Here is an 18,637-nt window from a genome sequence, read left to right on the forward strand (position 1 = left end):
TACATATTGTTCACTTCGCAGGCGTTTCCCTCAAGCTTTGTCGGCATTCAGCGTAAAGGTGCCGTGAGATTGCGGTAATGCTCAGCCATGAATTCGACGAAAACCTTTACCTTGAGCGCAACGTGGCGGGCGTGGGGATACAGCGCGTAATAGTGCCGCTGGCCGAGGCTGCAATCCGGCAGGATGTGCACCAGACGTCCGCTCAACAAGTCGTCCTGCACCGTAGCCCGGGTGAACGCGGCAATACCGACGCCAGCCAGTGCGGCGGCGTGCAGCGAGCTGATCGAATCGGTTTTGAAGCGACCTTGGGGATTGACTGGTGTGGTTGCGCCATGGGAATCAGTCAGCAACCAATCGCTTCCAGCAGTGAATCCCAGCATCTGATGTTCCGCCAATTCGCGTATCTGTCGCACCAAACCATGCCGAGCCACGTAGGCCGGCGAAGCCACCAGCAGCATCGGCGACACCGTCAGCAATCGCGCCACCAGCGATGAATCCTCCAGCGCCCCGCAAATGCGCAGGGCCACATCGAAGCCCTCGGCAATCAGATCGACAAAACGGTCATCGCAGGACAAATCGACTTCAATTTCGGGATAGCGCTGCTGAAACGCCGGCAACCAGTTGGCCAGTTCCAGCGTACCGATGACCATGGGTGCGCTGATACGCAAAACGCCGCTGGGGCTTTCATGGGCTTGCGCCACGGCGACGGCGGCCTGATCGAGGCGCTCGAGAATGTCCACGCACGCGGCGTAATACTGCTGGCCCGCGGTGGTCAGGCTGAAGCGTCGGGTGTTGCGATTGATCAGCCGCGTGCCGAGTTCAGCTTCCAACTGCTGCAACTGCCGGGAGATGGTCGAGTGCGTGGTGTCGAGCCGTTCGGCAGCGGCGCTGAAACCGTGACACTCGACGATGCAACGGAACGCACGCATGGCCAGCAGTTGATTCATCAGGGCACCGGTTTGAATTGAGCAGCGGGGGCGCAAGCCTAGCTCAACCAGTGCTGGCCTGGCACCTGACAGGCCGCGCAGACGCTGTGCAAAACAGCCAAGCACATTGCCACCACTGATCCTTATAATGCGCCACATCAGCCCCTTTGCGCCCAAGGAAGAAGCCACCGTCATGCGTCACTGCCTGCTGTTGACTGTGCTGCTCAGCATCGTTGCGCAACTCAACGGATGCGCCGCTTACCGCAATTACGACCTGGAAATGCAGCAAACCACCGATCAACTGATGATGGGCAATGTCGATGCCGCGCTGTACCTGATCGAGTGGAACAACCCGTGGGAATCCAAGGATCTGCTCTATTACTTCGAAAAAGGCGCGGTCCTCAGCCTCGGCAGCTTGCTGCCCGAGAGCCAGATGGCCTGGCGCAGTGCTGACCAGATGATTGCCCAGCGCGAAGACGCCGTGTCTTCCGCACCGATGAAATTCCTCGGTCAATTAGGCCGGGAAATGGGCGTCATGTTGGTCAATGACAAACTGCAGCGCTACGACGGTTATGACTACGAAAAGGTCATGCTGACCACGCAAATGGCCCTCAACCAATTGTCCGTCAACGACTTCGAAGGCGCCCGGACCGACATCAAGAAAACCCACGAGCGCGAAGCGCTGATCGCCCGAGCGCGCGAGCACCAGTACGACGAAGCCGAAGAGCTAGCCAAGGCACAGGGCATCAAGGTGCATTACAAGGACCTGCGGGGCTACCCGGTGACCACCCTTGATGCGCCGTCGGTCATCGAATTGAAAAACGGTTACCAGAGTGCGTTCAGCCATTATCTGGCCGGTTTCACCTATGAGGCCTTGGGCGAGCGTGATCTGGCTGCACCGGGCTATCGGCAAGCCATCGAACTGCGCCCCAACGTACCTTTTCTCGAGCAAGCGTTACGCAATCTCGACAAACCGCCGGCGCGGGCTGACGAAAGCGACGTGTTGATCGTGGTGCAAAGTGGCCTGGCCCCTGCCCGCGCCTCGGTCAAAGTACTGATTCCAGTGCAGCTCAATGAAACCCTGGTCATCGAGGCACCGATTTCCTTTCCGGTGATGGTGCCGGACGCGGTCACGCCGTCTTTCGACTCGATCAAGGTCGATGCGCGCAAACGCCCCTTGAGCCTCATCAACAGCGTTACCGACATGGCGACGCGCACCTTGCGTGATGACATGCCCGATATCATTGAATCGGCGCGGTTCCGCGCCAATATGGCGGCCGTCGGCCAAGCTTCTTACAACACCCAAAACCCCACCAAGGCCTCACTGGTCGTGACCGAAAAAGATTTATTCGAAGAGGCGGATACCCGCACCTGGCGCACCCTGCCCGATAAAACCCTGGTAGCGCGACTGCGCCTGAAAAAGGGCAACCACACCATCAATGCGCCCAATGCTGCCGGTACGCTGACCGTTCGCATTGATCGTGATCACCAGGTCATCAACCTGCGGGCATTCGGCGACCGGTTATTTATCATCGGCACCGCTTACGTACCGCCGACAGCGGCAGTGTCGGGCCTGAAAGGGAAATGACTCAAGTCGTGCGTTGGCGCTTGAAGAAAATCGGGCAGACCGTCAATCTTCCGAGCATCGGCGTGTGCCCCGTCGCCCGCCTCGGACAACCTCAAGAACGGAGTCTTTGCATGCGCTTCAAACTCATCGCGGTGGCGGCCTTCGCCTTGCTGACCAGCGGTTGCGCAACGCCTCCACCGTCACCCCCGGCCCCGGGCAGCGCGGCGAGCAAAGTGGTGGCGATGGGCGAGCTGAAGAACATTGCGATCGGTAACATGCGCGTCGCCCGGGAAAACGGCTTCATGACTGTTGGCGTGCAATTGAACAACACCGACAAGCGCAACAAGACCTTCTATTACCGTTTCGCCTGGCTCAGTGCTGAAGGCTTTCCAGTCGCCGACGATGAAGTCTGGAAACCCCAGTTGATCTACGGCGGACAGAACAGCTTCCTCCAGAGCATCGCTCCCACCCCGAAAGCCGTGGACTTTCGTCTGGAACTCCAGACGCCTTGAACCCGACGCCCTATTTCGTTCCAGAGAGCACTCCCATGTTTGCACGCGTCTCCTGCCTCGCCGTTTTCGCCTTGCTGGTCTCCGGTTGTGTCGACAACTCGCCAACCCTGGGCAGCAGCAATATCAGTTACGGCGACCCCAGAGCGGTTGAAACCGTCACCAACGAGTTCGGCTCCACCGACCTGCAGATGATCGCCGAGTCGATGACCCGCTCGCTGGCCCAGTCCGGGGTTCTGCAGGGCCGTCCGGTGGTTCAGGTCTACGACGTGATGAACAAGACCAGCGAATACATCGACACCCGCGAAATAACCACCAGCATCAAGACTCAGTTGATGAAATCCGGGGTGGCCCGCTTCGCCAGCGACAACACCGCGATGCAAAGCCAGATCGATCAGCTCAAGCTGCAAAACCAGAGCGGCCTGTACAAGAAGAGCACCGTGGCCAAGACTGGCAACATGATCGCCGCCAAATACCGGCTTGAAGGTTCGATCAGCTCGATCGTCAAGCGCAGCAGCGATTACAAGGACGTCTTCTACAAATTCAGCCTGCAACTGATCGATGTCGAAAGCGGTCTGGCCGAATGGATGGACGAAAAAGAAATCCGCAAAACCACGGAGCGTTGATCGATGCGCACATGGATTGGCCTGTTGGCCCTGGCTTGCGCGTTCAGCGTGCAGGCGGCCCCGAAAGTTGCTGTTGCCGACCTGGCGTACGAAGAACGCGTGGAGCAATACATTCACACCATCTCGGCGCAGAGCAATCACCAGGAGAGTTATTACGGCGCCAGCGGCTCATCGAGCTATGAGGAATACGAAACGCCCAACAGCTACATCCAGCAGACCGAATTGCGCCGGTTCACCGGCGACATCAAAGGCGAAATCCTCCGTACCGGCATGTTCCAGTTGATCCAAGGCAAACCGTACACGGCGTCGTCCAAGGGCGATGTCTACGACGTGATCAAGCGGATCAAGGCTGGCAGCTACAAGGGCGCCGACTACGTGCTCTTCGGCACGGTGTCCGACATCGACTTCACTCAGGACATGAACGAGCTGGCGAACACCGACAGCTATTCAGCGGTGCTGGCCCTGACCCTGGTCGCGGATTTCAGCCTGATCAATACCAAGACCTACGAAATCATCTCGGCCTTCACCGCGATGGGTGAAGCGCAGGACACCAAACTGGTGAACAGCCGGGACATCCATGTGTCGCTGAACCGTCCACGGGTAGTCCGTGACGTGTCCAAGGCCTTGGGTGAGGATGTCGCCGGGCAATTGAGCCAGCAGCTCGGCGGTGGCAGTTACGAACCATCGCGCGAGCCGGCTCAGCGTAACAATCTGCCAGCAGACACACCGCCGGTGATTCTGCGCTGAGTAACTCGCAGGCAATAAAAAGGCGACCTCGGGAGGTCGCCTTTTTTGTGCCTGTGGGGTTTACGCGGCGGCTTTACGCAACGTCGCCATAAACGCCGCAGCGCCGATGAACAGCCCGGCAAACGTGCGGTTCATGCGTTTCTGCTGCTGCGGTGTGCGCAACAGACGCAAGACCTTCGACGCTAAACCGGTGTAACCGGCCATCACAATCAGGTCGACACAGACCATGGTCACGCCGATCACCACGTACTGAATCAACAGCGGTGCATGCGGGTTGATGAACTGCGGCAGCACCGCGAGCATGAACACCAACGCCTTGGGGTTGCTGATGTTGACCAGAAAGCCACGGAACACCAGCGCCAGCGGCTTGCCGATCGGCCGCACCGCCGCGTCATCGCTCATGTCCATGGGCAGCGCGCGCCATTGCTTGATGGCCAGATACACCAGGTAGGCGACGCCGAACCATTTGATCGCGTGGAAGGCCGTGGCCGAAGCGGTGAGGATCGCGCCAACGCCGGCGCCGACAATCGCAATCTGTACAGCCAGACCGATTTGCAGACCGAGCGCATTCCAGTAGCCGCGCCAGAACCCGTATTGCAGACCGCTGGACATCGACGCAATGGCGCCAGCACCCGGGGAAAGGCTGATCACCCAGCAGGCGGCAAAAAACGCCAGCCATGTTTGAAGCTCCATCGCACACCTCACATCTGAATCGTGACAGACGCTCAAGCTAATGCGGATTGGGCCTAAAAGCAAAAAATCGCAGCCTGCGGCAGCTCCTACATGGGAATGCGATCCTTGTAGGAGCTGCCGCAGGCTCGGGCCGCGATCGGACGATCTTTTGATCTTGCTTTAAGACTTACTTCTCAAACCCGCTGGAAGGAAACACATCCGTCCCGCGCCAACGCCGCACCGAGCGCTGGAAGAACAAGCTGTTCGGCACCTGCACCATCGCGCTGCCAGTCCCCAATTCTTCCGCCTCGATCAACGTGGTGTAGAGCAGATTGATCGCCACCACTCGCCCCTTCACGCCCGGCTTGTCGGTGGTGTCCACCAACTCAACGATATCGCCCAGCCGAAACGGCCCGACCGTGAAGATCAGAATCGCGCAGAGCAAATTCGACAGCACACTCCACATCGCGAAGAACGCGACCGCCGCCACCGCGACGAAACCCGACAACGCCGTCCACAACACCGTGGCCGAGACGCCGAGGCGCTCCAGGACGAAGATCAGCGCACTGCCCATGATCAGCCAGCGCAGCACTCCACGCAGCGGCATCAGCAATTGCGGCGGGAACGGATAGCGCTCACCCAGTCGGGTCAGGCCTTTGGCGACAAAGCGCTGGGTGAGATAGCCGGCCAGCAGGATCAGCAGAATCTGCACCGTAAACCAGATCGGCTCGACCCACACCGCCGGCAGCGGCAGCTTGAACGCTTCCATCAGGACAGCGCCTCCAGCTCCGCCTGCATGCTTTCCAGCACCTCGAGGGCTTCCATCCACGCCTCTTCCAGCTCGCCTTCGCGAACCTTCAGCTTGGCCTGTTCGGCCAGCAGATCACGCAACTCGTTCTTGCGCGCCGGCTCGTATATGTCGCTGTCGCCGAGGCTGGCATCGACCTTGGCGAGCTTCTCGTGGAGCTTGCCCAGTTCGGCTTCGAGCTTGTCGGCTTCACGCTTGTGCGGCGCCAGTTGCTGACGCAAGGCCGCGGCAGCCTGACGCTGGGCCTTCTTGTCGGTCTTGTCCGGGTTCACCGGAGTATTACTGACAGGGGCATTGCGCTGACGGTATTCCACCAGCCAGCGTGCGTAGTCTTCGAGGTCGCCATCGAACTCCTCGACCTTGCCGTCAGCGACCAGGTAGAAATTGTCGGTGGTGCTCTTGAGCAAGTGCCGATCGTGAGACACCACCAACACTGCGCCGCTGAATTCCTGCAATGCCATGGTCAGCGCCAGGCGCATTTCCAGGTCGAGGTGGTTGGTCGGTTCGTCGAGCAGCAGCAGGTTCGGCCGTTCCCAGGCGATCAGCGCCAAGGCCAGTCGGGCCTTTTCGCCACCGGAGAAATTCAGCACCGGTTCGTCGATGCGTGCGCCACGGAAATCGAAACCACCGAGGAAGTCGCGCAGGGTCTGCTCGCGCTCGGTCGGCGCCAGACGCTGCAAATGCAGCAACGGGCTGGCCTTGGCGTCCAGCGAATCGAGCTGATGCTGAGCGAAGTAACCGACCACGGTGTTCTCGCCACGGGTCAGGCGCCCACCCAGCGGAGACAGCTCGCCGGCAAGGTTCTTGATCAGGGTCGATTTACCCGCGCCGTTCGGGCCGAGCAGGCCGATCCGCGCACCCGGGGTCAGTTGCAGCTTGACCTTCTCCAGGATGGTTTTGTCGCCGTAACCCAGACGCGCGTCGGACAGGTCGATCAGCGGGCTGGAGATCTTGGTCGACTCGCGGAAGACGAAGTCGAACGGCGAGTCGACGTGGGCGGCCGACAGTTCTTCCATCCGCTCCAGGGCCTTGATCCGGCTCTGCGCCTGACGGGCCTTGGTCGCTTGCGCCTTGAAGCGGGCGATGTAGCTTTCCATGTGCGCACGTTGCGCCTGCTGCTTCTCGTAGGCCTGTTGCTGCTGGGCCAGACGCTCGGCTCGGGCGCGTTCGAACGCGGTATAGCCGCCGCGATAGAGGGTGATTTTGCGCTGATCGACATGTGCCACGTGATCGACGACTTCGTCAAGGAAATCGCGGTCGTGGGAGATCAGCAGCAAGGTGCCCGGGTAGCTTTTCAGCCACTCTTCGAGCCAGATGATCGCGTCGAGGTCCAAGTGGTTGGTCGGCTCGTCGAGCAGCAACAGATCCGACGGGCACATCAGCGCTTGCGCCAGGTTCAGACGCATGCGCCAGCCACCGGAGAAATCCCCGACCTGACGATCCATCTGTTCGTTGGTGAAACCCAGGCCGGCAAGCAACTTGCGCGCCCGCGCATCGGCGGTGTAACCGTCGGCGCTGTCGAGTTCCGAGTGCAGGCGGGCCTGAGCGGCACCGTCGTGCGCCGCTTCGGCAGCGGCGAGGTCACGTTGCACCTCGCGTAGACGCAGGTCGCCATCGAGCACATAGTCGACGGCAAGGCGCTCGAGCGTCTCGATTTCCTGGCGCATGTGAGCGATGCGCCAGTCAGCCGGCAGGAAGCAATCACCCGAGTCCGGGTGCAGCTCACCCCGAATCAGGGCGAACAGGCTCGATTTGCCGGCGCCGTTGGCACCGATTAGGCCGGCTTTGTGGCCGGCGTGCAGGGTCAGCTCGGCGTCTTCTAGCAGACGTTGCGGGCCACGCTGTAAAGTCAGGTTCTGAAGTCGGATCATAATGGCGGCGGAGTCTACCAGCTTCGCTCACAACTGGCGCGAGTAGCACGATGTCCTCTGACCTGTGGAGCTTTTCCCTTGCCACCTACGCCCGACCGGGCGTGGAAGACGCCTGCCTGCAACTGCAAACGGCGGGCGCCAATGTGTGCCTGCTGCTGTGCGGTTTATGGCTGGAGCAGCGCGCAGTGACTTGCGATGAACAACGCGTTCGCCAGCTTCAGGCGCTGACCGAACCGTGGGATATCGATGTGGTGCAGCCGCTGCGAACACTGCGCATGCAATGGAAATCGCGTGCGGCGGATGATGCGGTGGTGAAAGGCATGCGCGAGCAGATCAAGTCACTCGAGCTGGAAGCTGAGCGAGCATTGCTGTCACGGCTTGAAGGTGTGGCGCAGGAATGGACGCGAAACGACGCAGGTTCGATCACCTGGCTTGAAGGCTTGGCCGGCACTGCAGCCAACCCGAACCGCGACGCGCTGCAAGTGCTGCGCGTCGCGGCGACCGGCACTTAGGAAGCGCTGGTCGGGTTATTGCTGACGCTCGACGCAGCGGCTGGCGATGGCGCAGTCGAAGGGGTCGAGGTAGTCGCGGCTGGAGCAGGTGCCGATGGCGCAGCCGAGGTTGTCGGTGCGGCAGGCTTGGCGGCAGGCGCGGTAGCCGGTTTGGCGGCAGCTGGTTTGGCAGCGGCTGGCTTTTTAACGGCTGGTTTTGCAGCTGGCTTGGCGGCTGGTTTCGCAGCAGCAGGCTTGGCAGCAGCAGTCGCTGGTTTGGCAGCAGCGGCCGGTTTAGCGGCTGGCTTGGCTGCCGGTTTGGCGGCAGCTTTCACGGCTGGTTTTGCAGCCGGTTTTGCAGCAGCTTTGGCTGGCGCTTTTGCAGCAGGTTTGGCTGCAGCTGGTTTAGCGGCAGTCTTGGCGGCTGGTTTTGCAGCAGCGGTTTTAGCAGCAGGTTTTGCAACCGCTTTGGCAGCTGGTTTAGCGGCGGTTTTCGCTGGAGCAGCTTTGGCTGCGGCTGGCTTCGCAGCTGGTTTAGCAGCGGCGGCACGGGTAGCCGGCTTGGCAGCGGCAGTGCGCGCAGCAGGTTTTGCCGCTGTGGTTTTAGCTGCTGGTTTTGCAGCGCTCGCCGCAGCAGGTTTCTTCGCTGCAGGTTTTGCAGCCGCTTTAACAGCTGGTTTTGCAGCGGCTTTCACCGGTACTTTTGCAGCGGGCTTGGCAGCGGTTTTAGCAGCAGCTTTTGCAGCAGGCTTGGCCGCCGCAGTTTTCGCTGGAGCTTTGGCTGCAGCAGGTTTGGCCGCGGCTTTCTTCGCCGGTGCCGCTGCTGGTTTGGCCGAGCGAGTCGACAATACTTTGCCCACGGCTTCTTGAACGCGGCCCACACCCTGCGCCAGTTTCAGGCTTTCCTGGGCGTCGCGCTTGAGTTGCAGGATGTAGCTGCGCGTATCGGACTGACGATCCTTCAACGCATCGAGCAGGTCTTCGAGTTCTTTCACTGCGCCCTTGGCTTTGGTCTGTGCCTTGGCTTTACCGGCAGCAGCTGCGTCCTGCAATTTGGTGCGGGATTTGTGCAGTTTTTCCTGCGCCTTGCCGCGTTGCTTTTCCAGTTTGGCGAGCAGTTTTTCAGCATCAGCCAAGGCTTGCGAGCAAGCGTTTTCCAAATGCTCGAGCAGGCTGCCCGAGAGTTGTTGGAGTAAGTGCAACGGAGTATTTACAGGCTTCTTGGTGGCCGACATGGTTTACCTCCTGGCTGACGTGAGTGCGGCTCATACTAGACCTCTGCAGTTACCGCCGCTAGGGCATCTTGACAGTATCGATTGCGTTGCGTTGCACCGAAGTGAAAATGTTCTGCGCGAAGGCAAAAGCAGTTCACCGTTGCAGACGTTCGCGCTGGCATAATCCACCGCATCTCAGGACGGAGAGTGCCCATGTCGCGCTACCTTTTTTTATCCCTCTGCATGGTTTTTTCGGCAGCCCACGCCGACGAAAAAACCACCGCGAATGACGCTCATGATCTGGCCTACAGCCTCGGTGCAAGCCTGGGCGAACGGTTGCGTCAGGAAGTGCCACAATTGCAGATTCAGGCATTGATCGAAGGCTTGCAGCAAGCCTATCAGGGCAAGCCACTGGCACTGAGCGAAGCTCGCATCGAACAGATCCTCGCCGATCACGAGTCGCAGAATGCCGAGCGTTCTTCGCAACCTTCGAGCGACGCCGCGATGGAAAACGAACAGCGTTTTCTCACCACCGAAAAAGCCAAACCGGGTGTGAAGGAATTGGCTGACGGCATCCTGCTGACCGAGCTGGCACCAGGCACCGGGGCCAAGGCCGGCCCGGATGGAAAAGTGCAGGTGTTGTATACAGGTCGCCTGCCTGATGGCACGGTGTTCGATCAAAACACCCAGCCGCAATGGTTCAACCTCGACAGCGTGATTGCCGGTTGGCGCACTGCATTGCAAAACATGCCGGTGGGGGCGAAATGGCGCTTGGTGATTCCTTCGGATCAGGCCTATGGCGCCGACGGTGCCGGTGACCTGATCGCACCGTTCACGCCGCTGGTGTTCGAGGTGGAATTGCGCGGCGCGACGAGTTGATCAGGCAATAAAAAACGGTGCGCTTTCGGGCGCACCGTTTTTTTTGATCAGCGTTCGGGATCAGGCCTGAACTGGATCTTCTTCCTTGTGTGCTGTGTGCAGCACTTCAATCAAACAGTCTTCGAGTTCGAAGCGCTCGTGCAGCAGGCCACCGAGCTCTTTGAATTTCTCGGCAACGCATTTGCCTTCATCGCACAGATCGTTGAACGCGAGCAGCTTCTCGGTGATGACATCGATACGCGGATAGATCGTATCGGCAAGTTCAAGGCCGCGCTTGTCGTTGAACGCCTTGGCTTCGCCAGTCAGCTGTTCGTAGATTTCGAAGTGCCCTGCCGAGACGTAATCGACCAGCACGCCGCAGAATTCCTGCAAAGGCTTGCGGCTCTCGGACAGCGACTCAGGCTGCGCACCGAGCTTGTCGTAGGCACCGATCAGATCTTCACGCTCCTGCAACCAGCGGTCGATCAGCAGATGAACTCCACCCCAGCGTTCCTGAGCATTCTGACAACTTTCGAGCATGGCGATCTCTCTTCCCTTGTGGGTCATGCTGCTCTACACCCGCGCCCCTCTTTTGATGTTGGCTTGGGGGTCGGCCGGGCAGAGCGTCATCGAGCAACATAAATCCAATGACACGTGCGGGCCAGATTATGCCCGCACGCCTATGGCTTCAAGGTACGCAGGAGATAAAGTTCATACAAGTGTTTAATCCCTGATCGGCCTGCGGTGCGACGCTTCGCCGCTGAGCGGTTGTTGCAGAGCGTTCCAGACCAGTCGTATCAGTTGGTAAAACGCCAGAATCGACATTGCCACAAAAAACAGCAGACTCCATTCAGGGATGCTCAGGTCGAACAGCGTCCAGGAAATTTCCACACAATCGGCGGTGCCGCTCACCATGCGCAGGACCGCGCACAACCAGGGCATGTTGCTGAAGAATGTCTCGGGAGCAGGCGAACATTCGACCAGTTGTAGCACCGAATCGCTCTGCATCAACACCTGCCGCCAGGCCGCCGCCGTACCTCCGAGGCTCGCGCAAAGCGCAAACACCCAGTAGAGCGAGAGACCGGCACGTCGCGGCCCATGTACCGCCGCCAGACCACAGCAGACGGTCAGCAGTGTCATGCACAGTCGCTGAACCAGGCACAGGCTGCACGGCACCAGCCCAACCGCGTATTCAAGGTAATAGGAAGCTCCCAGGGCGACAGCCCCCGCAGTGAAAGCAATGAAAAACAAGGAGCGTGAGCAGGCCAACGACATGGCTTTTCCGTAACAGTAGAGACAGGCAGTTACGGTAGAGGAAAGCGCGTCGGCCTTTCAAGGCAGGCAGCTGCCGACACTTCACCAGAGGTGTAGGGAAATCCCGACAGGCAAGAGAGGAATTGATGTAGGACGCTGTAGGACTTTGCCTGGGACGCGTCTTGGCGAGAATTTTTCTGTCATCCGGTGCAGGAGGGAGCACGCCCCTCCCACTGTTATTTCATGCATGAACCGGAACCGGCAATGGCGCGGCCAGAAGACGCTCATCGAGCAGGCCAAGGCCTTCTTGAAACAGCTGGTTACTGCGTTCGGTATCGCCGAGCTGTGCAAGCAGGCGTGCCAGCTCTGCACAGGCTTCGGGATTACGCTGTACGCGCAGGCTGCTTTCCAGATAGTCCCGAGCCTTGCCCCACAAACTGGTTTGCAGGCACAGACGTCCCAGGGTCAACAGCAGGCTTGGATCGGCCGGGTGTTCCTTGAGCCAGCCTTCCGCCGTTTGCAACTGGCGCGCCGGATCGCTGCCGCGCACCAGGCCATAAAGACGTGCCAGATGACTGTCGTACTTGCGCTTGATAGCGGTTCGCAGCACTTCCTCCGCTTCGACCTGAGCGCCCAGCTGACGTAGCTGCTCCGCATACGCCAATACCAGCGGCGGCTCCTGACGCTGCGCCGAGGTGAGCTGTTCCCATGCGCGCTTGAGCGACTGCAGCCCTACCGTCCCGTCCTCCTCGCGATGCGCCGCCAGCGAAAGGTTCTCACCCCAGGCACGACGCTCCAGTTCAATCAGTTCTGCTGGCGGCAGGACTTTATCCTTGCGCAGCTCCGGCAACAGACGGATCACCGACGACCACTCACCGCGCTGTTGATGCAAGCGCTGCAACTGACGCAACGTCTGCGCATTGCGCGGGTGGCGCTCATGCATCGCCTGCAGCGTGACCAGCGCACCATCGGTATCACCGCGATCGGTCTGCAACTGCGCATGACTCAAGGCAATCGCCAACTCGGCTTGCGGCTGACGTTCCAGTGCACGCTCCAGCAAGTGATCGCACTCTTCGTAATTACCTTGCTCGTTGGCCGCACGTGCAGCGCCAAGGTAGTACAAAAGCGGTTGGCGCTCGGCTTCAGCTGCGCGAGACAAATGCCGCTGCGCGCTGGCCCAACGGCCTTCCGCCAGATCCAGTTGACCGTGCTCGATGGCCACCTGCACGCGACGACTGCGATTGCGCCGCGACCATGGATTGACCACGCCGCTGGAGGTCATGACCAGTTCGACCAGCGCCTTGATGCCCCAGATCAGCAGCCACAACACCGCGATCACCGCGAGTGTCGCCCACAAGCTCGCTTCATAGCGCAAGCTCTGGTAAGCGATCAGCACGTAACCGGAATGCTGCGCCACGGCAAAACCCAACGCCGCCGTCGCCGCGATCACCAGAAACACGATTACATACAGGCGCTTCATGGCGTGGCCTCCTGCGCGGTGTTGGCGGCAGGTTTGGCGAACGGTTTCACCGACTCTTCAGCATTGACGTTACGTCGCTCCAGATACGCCTGCACCGCACTCAGGGTGCCAGCCAGATCCGGGGTATTGACCGTGACCGGTTCCTTGCTCAGCTCGGCGACCTGCTCCAGCATCACTTTGCTTTGCGGGTTGTCCGGATTGAAATTGCCTTTGAGCACATCCCGCGCCTCGGCCAGCGCCTGGGTGTAGACCGGCGCCTGACCATTCAGGGCTGCCCACTGCGCCTGCTCAAGCGCCAGGCTCAAGGCCAGGCGCACCTGACTCAGGCTCTGCCCGGCCAGCAGCGGTCGCACATTCTTGTCAGCGTTGAAATCGATGCGGATGTAGCGCGAAACCTGATCCCACCATTGCGCCCAGCGACTGGCGCCATCGCCATCGGCGGTCAGGCCCAGCAGCGATTCACCACGATCCTTGTACTCCGGCGCCAGCTCGGTGAGGTCGATGACCTGATCGCGCAACGCGCCGAGGCGCAGGAACAGACCGGTGCGATCCGGTTGTGCCGTGCTGCGCAAAGCGACGAGGGTTTTCGCCACTTGCTCGCGAGCGGCAAACGAGCCGGGGTCATTCTGTTCACGAAGGATTTCATCCGCGCCTTGCACCAAGGCCTGTGCGCTGCTGATGTCCTGCAATGCCGAAAGACGCAGGCTGGCCAGACGCAACAAGTGCTCGGCCTCGGCCAGACGCCAGTCCTTGCGGCTGGCCCCCAGCACTGTTTCCAGACGCTGATTGAGGCGCTGCTGATCACCCTGAAGCTGCGTCACCAGACGCTGGCGCTCGGCAAGTTCATCGGCGCCCGGCAACTGCGCGAGGCGCTCGGTCAGACGCTGTTCATTGAGCTTCAGGCTCTGCGCCTGATCGTTCAATGCCTGCACTTCACCGGACTGCTGTTGCGTGTTGGTCTGCAGGTGGCGCACCTGCCAGACACCCCAGCCCCCGATCGCGACGCCGGCAGCGCCGAGCAACAGGGCGACGATGGCCAGTCCATTGCCTCGGCGCGGCTCTGTGGCCGGCGGTGGGGTTTCAACCTGGGCGTCGATCACAGGCTGGACATCATCTTTAGGCAAGGCTGTTTCGCTCACGTATCCATCCTTTGCATTAGAAAACGGGCTGGGGACGTTCCCGCAGCGCCGTCAGCAAAGCCGCGGCACTCGCGCCGCGGCAATCCACAACTGTTTGAGCCCCGGCGGCACGTGCCAGCTCGGCGACCCTTGGGCTTGGAACAAACAACGGCAACTGCGCAATGCTCGACCAGGCATCGCCGGCCATCTGCTGCAAGTGCTCGAAACCCTGTCCACTGCTGACCACCAGCCCGTTCAAGCGTTCCGCTTCAATCCGCCGCGACAGCTCCTGCGGCGGATAGGCTGGCAGGTCACGTCGATACAATTCCAGATACTCGACACTAGCACCAAGCGCACGCAGGCGCTCGGCGAGTAGCTCGCGGCCGCCCTCACCACGCAGGATCAACACCTGCGCACCGGGCTGACTGACGGCCTCACGCAGACGCGGTAATTGCAGCAATGCTTCGCTATCATCGCCGGCGGCCGGGAAGTTCGCGTCCAGACCATGATCGCTAAGAATCTGCGCAGTTGCCGCGCCGACGCTGAACCACGGCATCGCCAGCGAAGACGAATTACCGAGCAGATCCAGCGCAATGCGAGCCGCCGGTTTGCTGACCACGACTACCGCTTTGCAACCCGGCAACCGCGCAATCGCCTGACGAATTTTCGCAGAGACCGGCAGCGGAACAATGTCCAGAAGCGGCAAACAGCTACTGAAAATCCCCTGCTCGGCCAACGTCTGCGCCAGCGCCGCACAGTCCTCCGCAGGGCGCGTCAGCAGCAGGCGCCAACCGGTCACTCGTGACCTGCCTCGCCGTAGACCGCTTTGAGAATATCGGCAGCACCCTGGCGCAACAGGTCTTCGGCAACCTGCACACCGAGCGCTTCGGCCTCGGCACGTGGTGCCCGGGCTTCTGCGCTGAGCAGCTTGCCACCGCTCGGCTCACCGACCAGACCGCGCAACCACAACTGCTCGCCTTCGAGCACGGCGTAGCAGGCGATCGGCACTTGGCAGCCGCCATTCAAATGTTTGTTGAGGGCACGCTCGGCGGTGACGCGCGACGTGGTATCGGCGTGGTGCAGCGGCGCGAGCAAGGCGTGGATTTCAGTGTCGGCACTGCGGCATTCGATGCCGACCGCGCCCTGACCACCGGCCGGCAGGCTGTCATCGACGCTGATCGCCGAGGTGATGCGATCTTCAAAACCGAGACGGATCAGGCCGGCCGCCGCAAGGATGATCGCGTCGTACTCACCGGCATCGAGCTTGGCCAGACGGGTGTTGACGTTGCCGCGCAGGAAGCGGATCTCAAGATCCGGGCGGCGCGTCAGCAATTGCGCCTGACGACGCAGGCTCGAGGTACCGACGATGGCGCCGGCAGGCAACGCGTCGAGGCTGGCATAGGTATTGGAAACGAAGGCATCGCGCGGGTCTTCACGTTCGCAGATGCAGAACAGACCGAGGCCTTCAGGGAAGTCCATCGGCACGTCTTTCATCGAATGCACGGCGATGTCGGCTTGGTTTTCCAGCAGTGCGGTTTCCAGTTCCTTGACGAACAGGCCCTTGCCGCCGATCTTCGACAATGGCGAATCGAGCAGCTTGTCGCCGCGACTGACCATGGGCACCAGCGTCACCAGCAGGCCCGGGTGGGCCGCTTCCAGACGGGCTTTGACGTATTCGGCCTGCCAGAGGGCCAGCGCACTTTTACGGGTGGCGATGCGGATTTCGCGAGAGGACATGGATCAATCCGTACTGAATAGATACGGCGGATAATAACAGCTCAGCCAAATCCACTTTGACTTGAATCAGAGTCGGCGCGGCCTCCCTGGCCTGCAATGCCCGGTGAAAAGAAGTTCGAAGCACCGGAAAATACCGGGCTACAGGCCCTGCATCATTTTGCGCACACCGGCGACATGCCGACGGCTAACGATCAGCGCATCGCCATTGAGCCCTTTGAGGAACAACTGGAAATGCCCCAGCGGCGTACGTTGCAGACGTTCGATGCGGTCGCGGGCGACCAGGGCGTTGCGGTGGATACGCACAAAGCGCTCGCCGAACTCGTCTTCCAGCGCCTTCAGCGGTTCGTCCAGCAGCACTTCACCGGCCTCGTGGCGCAAGGTCACGTATTTATGGTCCGCAATGAAATAGACCACCTGATCCAGCGGGATCAGTTCGATACCTTTGCGGGTGCGGGCGCTGATGTGGCTGCGCGGGCCGGTGCCGCTTTCGGCAGCGGGACGGGTCAGGGCCGAGAGTTGCGCCCGGTTGGGACGTTCAGCCCGTTTCAGGGCGTCATGCAGATGTTCGGTTCGCACGGGTTTCACCACATAGCCCACGGCGCTGGCCTGCAGGGCTTCCACGGCAAATTCATCGGGGCTGGTGCAAAACACCACGGCGGGCGGCGTTTCTCGTTCGCACAGACGGGCAGCAACCTGCAGGCCATCGAGGCCTGGCATGCGGATATCGAGCAGCACGATATCCGGCTTGTGGCTGTCGATCAGTGCCAACGCCTCCTCGCCATTCGTGGCGCTGGGCTCCAGAACTGTATAACCCTCGAGCTCGCTCACCATTCGGCTGAGGCGCTCGCGAGCCAGTGGTTCGTCATCAACGATCAGGACATTCATATTGCGCTGGATTCCTGCGTGAGTCTCGCACAAGGATAGCGTAGACAGGTGAAGTGACGTCCGTCACCGCGATCCACGCTAAGACTAGCCCGAGCGCCAAAAAGTGCCGTACGTCGGCCAGCAATATTTGCCAGTGTCCGGTTCGTACCGCTCGAAGCCCGCTGTTTCTCGCGTTTTTCACGGGGATTGCCGAAGGACAATTGCACCCACCCCCTCTTCTTATAGTCGGCGGTCAGACCTTTGCGCGATCCGCAGTCACGCCGACCCTTATGTCCTACTGTAGACGCTCGTCGGAACGACATTGCTCAATCGAAAAATATCCTTGCGCAAATCCGCCGGGGGCAGCGCCGACTATGGCCGAGCCAATGAGAAAAAAACGTATCGACCGGTGTCAGCGACAGTCCGGGCAACCCTGTTATTATCCGCGCCAGCGTTTCACGCCTTTTTTCTTCAAGCCGATACGAGCGAATTCATGAGCACTGACAAGACCAATCAGTCCTGGGGCGGCCGCTTCAGTGAACCCGTCGACGCCATCGTCGCACGCTTCACCGCCTCCGTCACTTTCGACCAGCGCCTGTATCGCCACGACATCATGGGCTCGATCGCCCACGCCACCATGCTGGCCAAGGTCGGCGTGCTGACCGATGCCGAGCGCGACAGCATCATTGATGGCCTGAAGACCATTCAGGGCGAAATCGAGGCCGGCCAGTTCGACTGGCGCATCGATCTCGAAGACGTGCACATGAACATCGAGGCGCGCCTGACCGATCGCATCGGCGTCACCGGCAAGAAGCTGCACACCGGGCGCAGCCGTAACGATCAGGTGGCCACCGACATCCGCCTGTGGCTGCGCGACGAAATCGACCTGATCCTCGCCGAAATCACCCGTCTGCAAAAAGGCCTGCTGGAACAAGCCGAGCGCGAAGCCGCGAGCATCATGCCCGGCTTCACCCACTTGCAGACCGCGCAGCCAGTGACCTTCGGGCACCACATGCTGGCCTGGTTCGAAATGCTCAGCCGCGATTACGAGCGCCTGGTCGACTGCCGCAAGCGCACCAACCGCATGCCACTGGGCAGTGCTGCGCTGGCCGGCACCACCTACCCGATCGACCGCGAATACACCGCGCAACTGCTGGGTTTCGATGCTGTGGGCGGCAACTCGCTGGACAACGTTTCCGATCGCGACTTCGCCATCGAATTCTGCTCGGCCGCGAGCATCGCGATGATGCACTTGTCGCGTTTCTCCGAAGAGCTGGTGCTGTGGACCAGCGCGCAATTCCAGTTCATCGATCTGCCGGACCGTTTCTGCACCGGCAGCTCGATCATGCCGCAAAAGAAAAACCCTGACGTGCCAGAGCTGGTGCGCGGCAAGACCGGCCGTGTGTTCGGCGCACTGATGGGCCTGCTTACCTTGATGAAGGGCCAACCGCTGGCCTACAACAAGGACAACCAGGAAGACAAAGAGCCGCTGTTCGACGCTGCCGATACGCTGCGCGACTCGCTGCGGGCCTTCGCCGACATGATTCCGGCGATCAAACCGAAGCACGCGATCATGCGTGAAGCAGCGCTACGTGGTTTCTCCACCGCGACCGATCTGGCGGACTATCTGGTGCGTCGTGGCTTGCCGTTCCGTGATTGCCACGAGATCGTTGGCCACGCCGTGAAATACGGCGTGGACACTGGCAAGGATCTGGCCGAGATGAGCCTGGAAGAACTGCGCCAGTTCAGCGACCAGATCGAGCAGGACGTGTTTGCCGTGCTGACCCTGGAAGGCTCGGTGAATGCCCGTGACCATATTGGCGGCACTGCGCCGGCGCAGGTCAAAGCGGCTGTGGTGCGCGGTCAGGCCCTGATCGCTAGCCGCTAACAGAAAA

Annotated in this window: 19 protein-coding genes and 1 pseudogene; 7 read left to right on the plus strand and 13 right to left on the minus strand. The window is 60.6% G+C overall.

The window, feature by feature from the left end; genetic code table 11:
• Positions 1-47: 47 nt before the first annotated feature.
• Complete coding sequence (locus ACIPIZ_RS14180) at positions 48-947, minus strand: LysR family transcriptional regulator (RefSeq protein WP_064389506.1); 900 nt, start codon at positions 945-947, stop codon at positions 48-50.
• A 172-nt stretch (positions 948-1,119) separates the two neighbouring features.
• Between ACIPIZ_RS14180 and ACIPIZ_RS14185 the strand changes: the two genes are divergently transcribed.
• The 4 genes from ACIPIZ_RS14185 (at position 1,120) to ACIPIZ_RS14200 (ending at position 4,375) form a co-directional block, all read left to right on the plus strand.
• Positions 1,120-2,514, plus strand: a complete 1,395-nt coding sequence (locus ACIPIZ_RS14185; protein WP_401165823.1) for a COG3014 family protein — start codon at positions 1,120-1,122, stop codon at positions 2,512-2,514.
• A gap of 110 nt (positions 2,515-2,624) precedes the next feature.
• Positions 2,625-3,005, plus strand: coding sequence for a YcfL family protein (locus ACIPIZ_RS14190; protein ID WP_105704803.1), 381 nt, complete (start codon positions 2,625-2,627; stop codon positions 3,003-3,005).
• A gap of 35 nt (positions 3,006-3,040) precedes the next feature.
• Positions 3,041-3,628 (plus strand): penicillin-binding protein activator LpoB, encoded by a 588-nt coding sequence (gene lpoB, locus ACIPIZ_RS14195; protein WP_064389507.1) that lies wholly within the window; start codon positions 3,041-3,043, stop codon positions 3,626-3,628.
• A gap of 3 nt (positions 3,629-3,631) precedes the next feature.
• A complete protein-coding gene (locus tag ACIPIZ_RS14200; RefSeq protein ID WP_401165784.1) occupies positions 3,632-4,375 on the plus strand; it encodes a penicillin-binding protein activator LpoB in 744 nt (247 codons plus the stop codon).
• 60 nt (positions 4,376-4,435) lie between these two features.
• On the opposite strand, the gene rhtB is transcribed toward ACIPIZ_RS14200, so the two are convergent.
• From rhtB to ACIPIZ_RS14215, 3 genes are all read right to left on the minus strand, one after another.
• Positions 4,436-5,068 carry a homoserine/homoserine lactone efflux protein gene (gene rhtB / locus ACIPIZ_RS14205; RefSeq protein WP_034152015.1) on the minus strand — a complete coding sequence of 211 codons (633 nt, stop codon included), beginning with the start codon at positions 5,066-5,068 and terminating at the stop codon, positions 4,436-4,438.
• 166 nt (positions 5,069-5,234) lie between these two features.
• Positions 5,235-5,816: a mechanosensitive ion channel family protein gene (locus ACIPIZ_RS14210; RefSeq protein WP_016985893.1), complete on the minus strand. Its 582-nt coding sequence runs from the start codon at positions 5,814-5,816 to the stop codon at positions 5,235-5,237.
• Positions 5,816-7,726 (minus strand): ATP-binding cassette domain-containing protein, encoded by a 1,911-nt coding sequence (locus ACIPIZ_RS14215; protein WP_038359116.1) that lies wholly within the window; start codon positions 7,724-7,726, stop codon positions 5,816-5,818. Before ACIPIZ_RS14215 ends, ACIPIZ_RS14210 begins: the two co-directional genes overlap by 1 nt.
• A gap of 50 nt (positions 7,727-7,776) precedes the next feature.
• Between ACIPIZ_RS14215 and ACIPIZ_RS14220 the strand changes: the two genes are divergently transcribed.
• The gene (locus tag ACIPIZ_RS14220; protein ID WP_064389509.1) at positions 7,777-8,238 is read left to right on the plus strand and encodes a TIGR02444 family protein; all 462 of its coding nucleotides are present in this window, start codon (positions 7,777-7,779) and stop codon (positions 8,236-8,238) included.
• Here ACIPIZ_RS14220 and ACIPIZ_RS14225 read toward each other — a convergent pair.
• Positions 8,235-9,452 carry an AlgP family protein gene (locus ACIPIZ_RS14225; RefSeq protein ID WP_105704643.1) on the minus strand — a complete coding sequence of 406 codons (1,218 nt, stop codon included), beginning with the start codon at positions 9,450-9,452 and terminating at the stop codon, positions 8,235-8,237. The two genes, ACIPIZ_RS14220 and ACIPIZ_RS14225, sit on opposite strands and share 4 nt — an antisense overlap.
• A gap of 192 nt (positions 9,453-9,644) precedes the next feature.
• On the opposite strand from ACIPIZ_RS14225, the gene ACIPIZ_RS14230 reads away from it, so the two are divergent.
• Positions 9,645-10,310, plus strand: a complete 666-nt coding sequence (locus ACIPIZ_RS14230; RefSeq protein ID WP_064389511.1) for an FKBP-type peptidyl-prolyl cis-trans isomerase — start codon at positions 9,645-9,647, stop codon at positions 10,308-10,310.
• A 60-nt stretch (positions 10,311-10,370) separates the two neighbouring features.
• On the opposite strand, the gene ACIPIZ_RS14235 is transcribed toward ACIPIZ_RS14230, so the two are convergent.
• The 8 genes and pseudogenes from ACIPIZ_RS14235 to ACIPIZ_RS14270 all read right to left on the minus strand — a co-directional run.
• Complete coding sequence (locus tag ACIPIZ_RS14235; RefSeq protein WP_064389512.1) at positions 10,371-10,829, minus strand: Rsd/AlgQ family anti-sigma factor; 459 nt, start codon at positions 10,827-10,829, stop codon at positions 10,371-10,373.
• Positions 10,830-11,012: 183 nt separating this feature from the next.
• Complete coding sequence (locus tag ACIPIZ_RS14240) at positions 11,013-11,564, minus strand: disulfide bond formation protein B (RefSeq protein ID WP_064389513.1); 552 nt, start codon at positions 11,562-11,564, stop codon at positions 11,013-11,015.
• A 220-nt stretch (positions 11,565-11,784) separates the two neighbouring features.
• Positions 11,785-13,023, minus strand: coding sequence for a heme biosynthesis protein HemY (locus tag ACIPIZ_RS14245; protein WP_401165786.1), 1,239 nt, complete (start codon positions 13,021-13,023; stop codon positions 11,785-11,787).
• Positions 13,020-14,162, minus strand: a complete 1,143-nt coding sequence (locus ACIPIZ_RS14250) for a uroporphyrinogen-III C-methyltransferase (RefSeq protein WP_122660223.1) — start codon at positions 14,160-14,162, stop codon at positions 13,020-13,022. The genes ACIPIZ_RS14245 and ACIPIZ_RS14250 overlap by 4 nt, the downstream gene beginning before the upstream one ends.
• 16 nt (positions 14,163-14,178) lie before the next feature.
• Complete coding sequence (locus ACIPIZ_RS14255; protein WP_064389516.1) at positions 14,179-14,940, minus strand: uroporphyrinogen-III synthase; 762 nt, start codon at positions 14,938-14,940, stop codon at positions 14,179-14,181.
• Positions 14,937-15,878 carry a hydroxymethylbilane synthase gene (hemC, locus tag ACIPIZ_RS14260; protein ID WP_064389517.1) on the minus strand — a complete coding sequence of 314 codons (942 nt, stop codon included), beginning with the start codon at positions 15,876-15,878 and terminating at the stop codon, positions 14,937-14,939. The genes ACIPIZ_RS14255 and hemC overlap by 4 nt, the downstream gene beginning before the upstream one ends.
• Positions 15,879-16,016: 138 nt before the next feature.
• On the minus strand, positions 16,017-16,763 hold the full coding sequence (locus ACIPIZ_RS14265; RefSeq protein ID WP_007911111.1) for a LytTR family DNA-binding domain-containing protein: 747 nt from the start codon (positions 16,761-16,763) through the stop codon (positions 16,017-16,019).
• Positions 16,760-16,993 (minus strand): annotated as a pseudogene (locus ACIPIZ_RS14270) (sensor histidine kinase); the annotation flags it as partial. The pseudogene ACIPIZ_RS14270 and the gene ACIPIZ_RS14265, both read right to left, overlap by 4 nt.
• 242 nt (positions 16,994-17,235) lie before the next feature.
• On the opposite strand from ACIPIZ_RS14270, the gene argH reads away from it, so the two are divergent.
• Positions 17,236-18,630 (plus strand): argininosuccinate lyase, encoded by a 1,395-nt coding sequence (gene argH / locus ACIPIZ_RS14275; protein WP_401165788.1) that lies wholly within the window; start codon positions 17,236-17,238, stop codon positions 18,628-18,630.
• Positions 18,631-18,637: the final 7 nt, after the last annotated feature.

The sequence above is a fragment of the Pseudomonas sp. NPDC087690 genome, from assembly GCF_044743175.1.
In the GTDB taxonomy this organism is placed as follows: Bacteria; Pseudomonadota; Gammaproteobacteria; order Pseudomonadales; family Pseudomonadaceae; genus Aquipseudomonas.